The following is a 9,774-nucleotide window of genomic DNA, read 5'->3' as shown; positions in this document are numbered from 1 at the left end:
TGTATCTTTCCTTAGTAAACAAAAAAACCACCCCTTGGGGTGGTTTTTTTTCGCCCATAGCAATTAAAAACAACAACTCTTCTTAGACAACCTTTAAGACCCCTGCATTAAACTAAAAAACCCAACAAAAAATCACAAATCAACCCTCAAAACCTTATGCAAACATTAGAATTTATGATAAAATACTATAATTAGTCAACCCTTAAAAACCACACAACAATTTGATTTATAACAATAAAAAATCAAATACCCATAGACAAATCAACCAACTTTTGGTATAACAATACTCTTTTACTGGTCGTTTTACCTAAAAAATATGCTAACCGAATCCTTACCAATATCCACCCAAAACAATTTATTCCATTCAGAGCTTTTTAATCAATTAGACATCAAAGACCCACTCATTACACTATCTCACGCCATAGACTGGCAAGTTTTCAATGATGCCTTCACCAAGCACTATTGCCTTAACAATGGCAGACCCTCAAAACCCATTCGCCTAATGGTAGGCTTGCTTATCCTCAAACAGTTAGAGAATCTATCAGATGAAGCCGTTGTTATGCAGTTTAAAAGAAACCCGTATTACCAATACTTTTGTGGTCACAGTGCTTATATTGCTAATGTACCTTGTAACGCCACTGAGTTAGTGCATTTCAGAAAACGCATTGGCGTTAAAGGTTTTAATCTTATCTTTAAAATGAGCGTTGAGTTACACGGTAAAAAAGCACAAGAGTCAACTGTGTTAATTGACACCACCGTTCAAGAGAAAAACATCACTTATCCTACTGACGCCAAACTGGCAATTAAGATAATTAATCGCTTAAACAAACTGGCAAAACAACACAGCATCAAACAGCGAAGAACTTATGTCAAAGAAGTTAAAAACTGTCGTCTTAGCATTCGCCACTTTCGCCATGTCAAAAAGCGTGCCAAAGCCAAAAAAGCCCTTAAAAGACTCAGAACCATTGCCAACAAGCTTATCCGTGAACTGCAACGCAAACTTCCAGCCTATTCTTTGTTTGAAATCTATCAAAAAGACTTCTTGTTCTACCAAAAAGTGCTCGCTCAACAACCTGGAGACAAAAACAAAATTTACGCCCTACATGAGCCTGATGTTTATGTTATTGCCAAAGGCAAAGACCATAAGAAATATGAATATGGCAACAAAGTTTCAATCGTCTCTACCAAAGACAGCAACATTATCGTTGGCGTGGCAAGCCATAAAACAAACATTCATGATTCAAAAACACTAGATACAGCCATTGTTCACGCTAACGCTAATCGTATCAAGCCCATTCAGAAGGCAGTATGTGATAGAGGGTATGTGGGTGCAAAAGAAGTATTAGGTGCTGAAATCATCTTACCTAAAAAGCCCCTGAAACGAGACAGCCGTTACCAACGAGATAAAAAGCGTAAGTTGTGTAAAAGACGAGCAGCAATAGAACCTATCATTGGACATCTTAAAGCAGATTTTAGATTGTCTAGGAATTTACTCAAAGGGCAAGTTGGTGATGAGATTAATGTTTTAATGGCTGCTATAGCGTGGAATTTGAAAAAGTGGCTGATTGCCACTGTTATTTTTTTGTCTTTGCAAAAAATTGGTTTGTTTTTTGTGAAAAGGGCGAGGATTTTGTGTGTTATTGTTTGAAAACTGGTTTGGTTGATTAGGGGTGGTGGGGTTTGGGGTTTTTAAGGGTTGACTAATTATCAGATACTTACAAAAAAATGCGAGTTAAAACCACTCAAGAACAAACCTTTGCTGATAGTTTTATCAACATACCAAACTCCCAACTAGACATCATTAACAAAGTTATCGATTGGGAAGTTATAGCCAAAGATCTGTCTCATATTAAAGTTGACTATTCTGCTGTTAGTCTGTTTAAAGCGCTATTAATAGGCACATGGCACAATCTCTCTGATGAGAAGTTGGCTGATAGTCTTAGTAGAGATTTAGTCTTTATTAACTTTTGCAACTTTAGCCTAAGTGGCAACAAACCTGATGCTACAACCATTGGCAGATTTAGAACCAAACTAATCAAACAAAATCTATTTGATAGACTTTTGAGTGGCATCAATCTTATGCTTGAGAACAATCAACTCAAACTCTCTAATGGCAAACATGTTGCCATGGATGCAACCTTAATTCAAAGTGCTAGACGCACTAAGAAGATTATTACAACACACAAAACTGGTGAGGTTTATGAGATTGATAGTAACCCAATTCAATATTCAGATGATAAAGATGCAAGATGGACATTTAAGGCGGGAAAATACACTTATGGATATTCATCAGTAGTAACAACTGATGCCAATGGATTAATTAACAAAGCCACTACGCACCCTGCTAATGATAGTGAAATGACTCATTTTGAAGAAAATGTTAAACAGGCAGGCAATCAAAAAGGCGTAAGAGTTTTATACGACAAAGGAGCAGCCTCTCAAGCTAATAGTGAAGCACTTAAAGCACAAAAGTTAAGAGATGGTATTATGCGCAAAAAACCCAAAGGCAAGCAAATGAGTCATTGGCATAAATTACGCAATAAAGCAATCAGCAAAAGAAGGTTTGTGGTTGAACGCACCTTTGGTACGCTCAAACGCACTTATGGTTTGGCAAGAAGTCGTTATATTGGTTTAGAGAAAGTTGCCAGCGAAGTTAATCTTAAAGCTATTGCTTATAATCTAGTTAGAGCGGCGAATGTTTATATTAACAAGGGATTAAATACAGCCTAGGGATTATTGTGTTTTTTTTGTGGAAACAGTACAAAAAAGAGTAAAAAATGAGCGATTTATAGTTGATATTGATGATTTTTTTAATGAAAGCTGGGTTTTATATGTTTTTTGACTTTGAAAAGTCAAAAATTGAGGGTTTTGGGTTTTGATGGTTGGTTTTAGGGTGCTATGCAGGGGTCTTCCTTTGTATTAGACATCAATATTAACGAAAGACCAACTTATACCATTTTCAAAAATAAAACGATGGGTGTCAATAAGATAAAAGACTGCTGTAAAAGCCTTACAGTGCAATAATTTAATTTTTCAAGTATGTGTAAATAGCAAAAATTGTGTTACAATATTTTCCAACAGCAAAAAACTGTTCTCATACCATTTTCAAAAATAAAATAGTGCTTATGTCCGCTCAAGCATTAGTAGTAGAAAAAAGAAAGGATAAACGCCATGAAAAATACAAAAACAGAGGTAATTACGAAAAAACAAATCACAACACTACAAAATAAGGCTCAAAAAATCGCTGACAAACTCAACGAAGAAGCTGTTATTCTCACCAAAGGCGTTCAACATATTCAAGTGCAAGCGGGTACAGTTTATCAATTAAGCACTCAAGATTTTAACACCAAGAAATTAAACTTAATTGCCAAAAAAGTCGGCAATGATTTGGAGGTAGCATTAGAAGAAAGTGTTGTTGTCTTTGACAACTATTTTGATGTTTGTGCCACTGATTTATCTTGCTTGGTTTCCTTGCCTGCTGAAAACGGTGGGCTTTATCACATTGTACCCGATACCTTCTTCACTTTAGAGGACAACACACAAGTTGTATATTTTTATGGCGAGCAATCTATTGTTTCCACAGAATCTAGCACAGTAAGCACAAATAACAATCAAAGTTTCTTCGATGTTGTTACTTCAAATATAGGGATTGTGGCTGTAGTTTTAGTTGTAGCCGTTGTTGCTGGTAATGGCAGTAGTAACGATAATGGTAATAATGAAAATGAGGAAGATGATGGCACTGCCGGTAAAACAATCATTACTGGTGCCGTTAATTTGGGGCCGATAACCAGCAACAGTTTAAGAGTGCAAGCCTTTGTTGGTAAAACCACCATTTCTAAGGAATTTATCGTTGATGTCGGTGGCGAATTTACCATTACCTTGGACAAGTCATATAATCAAGGTGCAATTATTACCCTTAAATTAACCGATACAACGGATACTGCAGATTATTTGGACGAAGCTTTAAATGCCGTCAAAGACTTAGACAGCGATCTAAGGGCAATCATTGTTATTCAATCAGCTGACACAAAAGTCAACATTACACCATTAACCGACATTGCTGCCAAAATAATATCCGAACAAACAATCATTACCGAGGAACTTGTTAATAATACCAATACGCAAGTAGGCAAAGTCTTTGGTATATCAGGCAATGTTACCACGGAAGAAGTTAAAACCGTTATAAACAAAGAAGGTGTCATTATCACAACAAGCAATACCTATGGCCAAGCGCTGGCTGTTGTTTCTCAATTTGAAAAAGACGCTAAAGCAAGCGACACTACTATCAAAACAAGCGACACTAATAAAAAAATCGCTGATAGCATCAATATTGAAGAAGCAAGTATTACTGACAATGACATAAAAGCGAAGCTTAAAGCAGCAGAAGTTACAGCCAATATAAAATATGACATAACGCCTAACAACCACTTTGACACAACGGAAGTCATACCAGTAATTGAAGTAGTGGCCACAGACGATGTCATTAATTTTTCTGAGAAAGACAACACAAGTATTACTGGCACAGTAAAAACTGGCAGCACTGTTGTCTTATCCATTGATGGTAGTAACAGAAATGCAAGTGTTTCAGGTGCAACTTGGCATTACGCCTTAACGAATGCTGACATTACTGCCATAGAGGGAAAAACAATAAATATCATTGCCACCGCAACTGACATAAATAACAAGATATCCATATCAAATACTAAAATCATCACAGTTGATACCATAGCTCCAGCATTTGATTCATCACCCACGACAATCAATATCGTTGTCAATACCCCCATTACAACCACCATTTATGACGCTCAAGCAACCAATCTTAGAGGTGGTAATGCCGATGACGGTATTACTTATAGCATAAAAGAGGCAGATACCAGTAAATTTTTGATTACTAACACGGGAATAGTAACCTACAAAGTAAAACAAACATCAGCACATAATAACGATACCGTTACCATTATTGCCACTGACAATGCAGGCAACACAACACAACAACTTGTTACCGTGTCTGTGAAGAGCGTTAGTTTGGTTACCTCAATTATTTGGGACAATATTAATGATAACAACATCATTAATGCCAGTGATCTGTCAACAGTTACCTTAAGTGGCACAGTTACTACCAATAGTGCGATTACTGGTATAAGTATTACTGATATCACCTTTAAACAAGGCGATAATATTGTTCATAAAATTACCTCTAATCTCCCAAGTATTAGTAGCGACAACACTTGGACTTTAGCCCACAGTGACACTTGGGTTTCAAAACTTGGCAATGGCGATTACACCGTGGTTGTTAATCTTTCTGGTAATAATGGCAGTATTTCGGGTCAAGGAATAACAACAGTAGTAACGATTGATACAGTCGCTCCAGATCAACCTACTATCGCTTTAACAGATGGCACAAGCAACACAAAAGACGGCACAATAACAACCTCAACTCTTAACACTAATGACACCCGTGTTTATCACTTGAAAAAAGGGGAAGTCGAAGTTACTAGTGTTACCGATGAGGCAACTTATGCTACTTATATGGCAGGTGCAGATGAAGTTACTTATACACTTACTATTGTCGATACTGATAATGCGGGTAATGTTAGTGTTAGTAGCAATGCACTTACTTTTATATTAGACAAAACCCCTCCGAATTTACCAACTCTTGTTTTGGAAGCAGACAGCGGATTAACAGGCGACAACATTACCAATAATGGTCGATTAACTGTTGCCAATGTGTCAAACGGTGATACGATAACTTATCTTGTTACCAAAGACAACGGAATGCCACTTGTTGCTATGACGGCAGAAGAATATACAACCTACATTACTAGCGACAATAAAGATGGCAATTATTCAGTGAAAGTTATTGTGACAGATGCTGCGGGCAATACAAGTGATGCGCTCAAAACATTTGTCTTGGATACCACAAATCCAATATTTGACCAGCAGTCTACTACAATCAATATTCCTATCAATGTGCCTATTACCACTATTATCTATGATGCTCAAGCAACTGATCTTAATGGTGATACAGATAAAGGCATTACTTATAAAATAAAGAATGCCGATGCCAGTAAATTTTTGATTACTGCTGACACTGGAATAGTCACTTACAAAACAATACAAACATCAACACATGATAACGATACCGCTACCATTATTGCCACTGACACCGCAGGCAACGAAAAAGAGCAGCTTATTACTGTATCAGTGAAAAATATCGCTTTATCCACCTCAATTGCTTGGAATGGCATTGGCAATGATCACATTGTCAATATCAATGAGAAGGCAATGGCTACTTTAAGTGGCACAGTTGCTACCATTGGCGCAGTTACTGGTATAAGTATTGTCGATATCACCTTTAAACAAGGCGATAATATTGTTCATAAAATTACCTCTAATCTCCCAAGTATTAGTAGCGACAACACTTGGACTTTAGCCCACAGTGACACTTGGGTTTCAAAACTTGGCAATGGCGATTACACCGTGGTTGTTAATCTTTCTGGTAATAATGGCAGTATTTCGGGTCAAGGAATAACAACAGTAGTAACGATTGATACAGTCGCTCCAGATCAACCTACTATCGCTTTAACAGATGGCACAAGCAACACAAAAGACGGCACAATAACAACCTCAACTCTTAACACTAATGACACCCGTGTTTATCACCTGAAAAAAGGGGAAGTCGAAGTTACTAGCGTTACCGATGAGGCAACTTATGCTACTTATATGGCAGGTGCAGATGAAGTTACTTATACACTTACTATTGTCGATACTGATAATGCGGGTAATGTTAGTGTTAGTAGCAATGCACTTACTTTTATATTAGACAAAACCCCTCCGAACTCACCAACCCTTGCTTTGGAAACAAACAGCGGATTAACAAGCGACAACATTACCAATAATGGTCGATTAACTGTTACCAATGTGTCAAACGGTGATACGATAACTTATCTTGTTACCAAGGACAGCGGAACGCCACTTATTGCTATGACAGCAGGAGAATATACAACTTACATTACTAGCGACAATAAAGATGGCAATTATTCAGTGAAAGTTATTGTGACAGATGCTGCGGGCAATACAAGTGATACGGTCAAAACATTTGTTTTGGATACCACCCCTCCAACAGTGCCAACACTTAATCTTATAGACACAGGTGTGTCAGATAGCGATGGTATTACTAATAATGGCACGATTACTGTTGGCAATTTAGACTCAAATGCAACTTGGCAGTATTCTATTAACGGTGGCACTAACTTTATTAATGGCACAAACAGTAGTTTTACGCTACCTAATGGCACTTATGCTGTCAATGCCATTCAGATCAAGCAAACCGATATTGCTGGCAATGTTTCAAACTTAAGTAAAAATACTTTACCAATTGTCGTAGATACCACAGGGCCTTTGTTTACCAGTCCAACTGCCGTTGATGTTGAAAAAAATATGGCTGTATCAGAAATAATATATATGGCAGTAGCAACAGACGATCATTCAGTTACTTACACTTTAAAAGAGGGCAACCAAAAAGACAAATTTACGATTAGCAGCACTGGTGAATTAAAATACCAAGAACAACAGACTCAAACAGGGGTTCACAAAGTGACTATTATTGCCACTGATATTGCGGACAACAAGACTGAGCAACTCATTACTGTATCGGTAACAACTCTAGCACAAGGCTTTGTTGTCAATGGCGAAAAGAATGCAGATAGAAGTGGCCATTCAGTCTCTTCAGCAGGTGATGTGAATGGCGATGGTTTGGATGATTTAATTATTGGTGCTTATTTGGCAGACCCCACTGGTGGCAATAATGCAGGTAAGTCTTATGTGGTGTTTGGCAAAACTAACGCAACCGCTATTAATTTATCAAGCATAACATCTGGCACGGGTGGCTTTGTGATTAACGGTGAAAATGCTTCAGATCAAAGTGGCTATTCAGTCTCTTCAGCAGGTGATGTGAATGGTGATGGTTTGGATGATTTAATTATTGGCGTTAATAAAACGAACCCCAATAGCAATAGCAATATCGGCAAAACTTTTGTGGTGTTTGGCAAAACCAATACAACTGCTATTAATTTATCAAGCATAACATCTGGCACGGGTGGCTTTGCTATCAATGGCGAGAGCGCCTTAGAGCAAAATGGCTACCTAGTCTCTTCAGCAGGTGATGTGAATGGCGATGGTTTGGATGATTTGATTGTTGGTGCGTATTGGAAAAACGCCGCCGATACCCCAATCAGTAAATCTTATGTGATATTTGGCAGTAAGACTAACACAACTACCATTAATTTATCAAGCATAGTATTTGGCAAAGGTGGCTTTGTTATTAATGGTGAGAATGCTGCGGATAAAAATGGACATTCGGTTTCCTCAGCAGGTGATGTTAATGGCGATGGTTTAGACGATTTGATTGTTAGCGCTTATTGGATAGACCCTACTAACAATTCTAAAATAGATAAATCTTATGTAATATTTGGCAGCGAGACTAACGCAACTGCCATTAATTTATCAGACATAGCATCTGGCACAGGTGGCTTTGTTATTAATGGCAAGAGTGCTTCGGATAAATGTGGCTACGCAGTCTCCTTAGCAGGTGATGTGAATGGCGATGGCTTGGACGATTTGATTGTTGGCGCTTATTTATCAAGTAATAAAGCAGGTAAATCTTATGTGGTATTTGGTAAGAAAAATGACACAAATTCCATTGATTTATTAAATATAACCTCTAACAAAGATGGCTTTGTCATCAATGGCGAAAATGGTTTTGATCGTAGTGGCTACTCAGTCTCCTCAGCAGGTGATGTGAATGGCGATGGCTTGGACGATTTGATTGTTGGTGCTTATTTAGCAGACCTCACTAATAAAATTAACGCAGGTAAATCTTATGTGGTGTTTGGTAAAACTGATGCAACTGCTATTGATTTATCAGACATAGCATCTGGCACAGGTGGCTTTGTTATTAATGGCGAAAATATTCGTGATCGAAGTGGTTTTTCAGTCTCATCAGCAGGCGATGTGAATGGCGATGGTCTAGATGATTTGATTATTGGTGCATATTTGGCAGACCCCGCTAACAACGATAATGCAGGTAAATCTTATGTGGTGTTTGGTAAAACCAATACGAGAGCCGTCAATTTAGCAAATATTAGCAATGGCACAGGTGAAGTTGCTCATGCAATTGATTTTCAAGGTGATACCAATGATACTGATAAAAACGACACTCAAACAGGCACCTCTGCCGATGAGTTGTTTGTTGCTGGCTTGGGTAATGATATTTTAAAAGGTAACGGTGGCTATGATGTTTTCAATGCAGGTGTAGGTAATGACACTATTATTATTAATGGTGATAACCTTGCTAAACTTTATAGCAACACACTTGGCAGTCATTTGCTTGCTCGTGTTGATGGGGGTAGCGATACTGACACCCTGAAATTAGAAGGTGGCAATCTACTCTTAGACCTCACTACAATAAACAAGGGTCGCATTCAAGGCATTGAAATTATTGATTTGAATTCAGGTAGCAACACCTTAAAACTTAATCTCAATGATTTATTAGATATTTCCAGTGAAACCAATATTCTTAAGGTTATTGGTGGCACAGACGATAAAGTCAATATAGACCTTAGCGCCTTTGAAAAAAACCCTTTGAGCAAAGGAGATGGCACTATAATTTATAATATTTATAGTGATACTAACGCTGCTACTGCACAATTGTGGATAGAGAAAGATTTAGGAGTGTACGATTCAGGGACGGTGATTTAAAACCGTGCTATTGCT

3 protein-coding genes are annotated in these 9,774 nt (G+C 37.7%); all 3 read left to right on the top strand.

The features are described 5' to 3' along the window. Positions 1-316 precede the first annotated feature (316 nt). The 3 genes from MS2017_RS01755 (at position 317) to MS2017_RS01745 (ending at position 9,759) form a co-directional block, all read left to right on the top strand. Positions 317-1,648: an IS5 family transposase gene (locus MS2017_RS01755; protein ID WP_122951063.1), complete on the top strand. Its 1,332-nt coding sequence runs from the start codon at positions 317-319 to the stop codon at positions 1,646-1,648. Positions 1,649-1,725: 77 nt separating this feature from the next. Further along, a complete protein-coding gene (locus tag MS2017_RS01750; protein ID WP_122951062.1) occupies positions 1,726-2,730 on the top strand; it encodes an IS5 family transposase in 1,005 nt (334 codons plus the stop codon). Positions 2,731-3,171: 441 nt separating this feature from the next. Beyond that, positions 3,172-9,759 (top strand): beta strand repeat-containing protein, encoded by a 6,588-nt coding sequence (locus MS2017_RS01745; RefSeq protein ID WP_122951061.1) that lies wholly within the window; start codon positions 3,172-3,174, stop codon positions 9,757-9,759. Positions 9,760-9,774: the final 15 nt, after the last annotated feature.

The organism is Bathymodiolus thermophilus thioautotrophic gill symbiont (assembly GCF_003711265.1).
GTDB lineage: Bacteria > Pseudomonadota > Gammaproteobacteria > PS1 > Pseudothioglobaceae > Thiodubiliella.
This window is presented reverse-complemented; position numbering and strand designations above follow the sequence as displayed.

What these genes read in the sequence shown, in the direction of transcription:
- MS2017_RS01755 (WP_122951063.1), top strand. Translation starts at nt 317, where the DNA reads ATGCTAACCGAATCCTTACCAATATCCACCCAAAACAATTTATTCCAT.
- MS2017_RS01750 (WP_122951062.1), top strand. Translation starts at nt 1,726, where the DNA reads ATGCGAGTTAAAACCACTCAAGAACAAACCTTTGCTGATAGTTTTATC.
- MS2017_RS01745 (WP_122951061.1), top strand. Translation starts at nt 3,172, where the DNA reads ATGAAAAATACAAAAACAGAGGTAATTACGAAAAAACAAATCACAACA.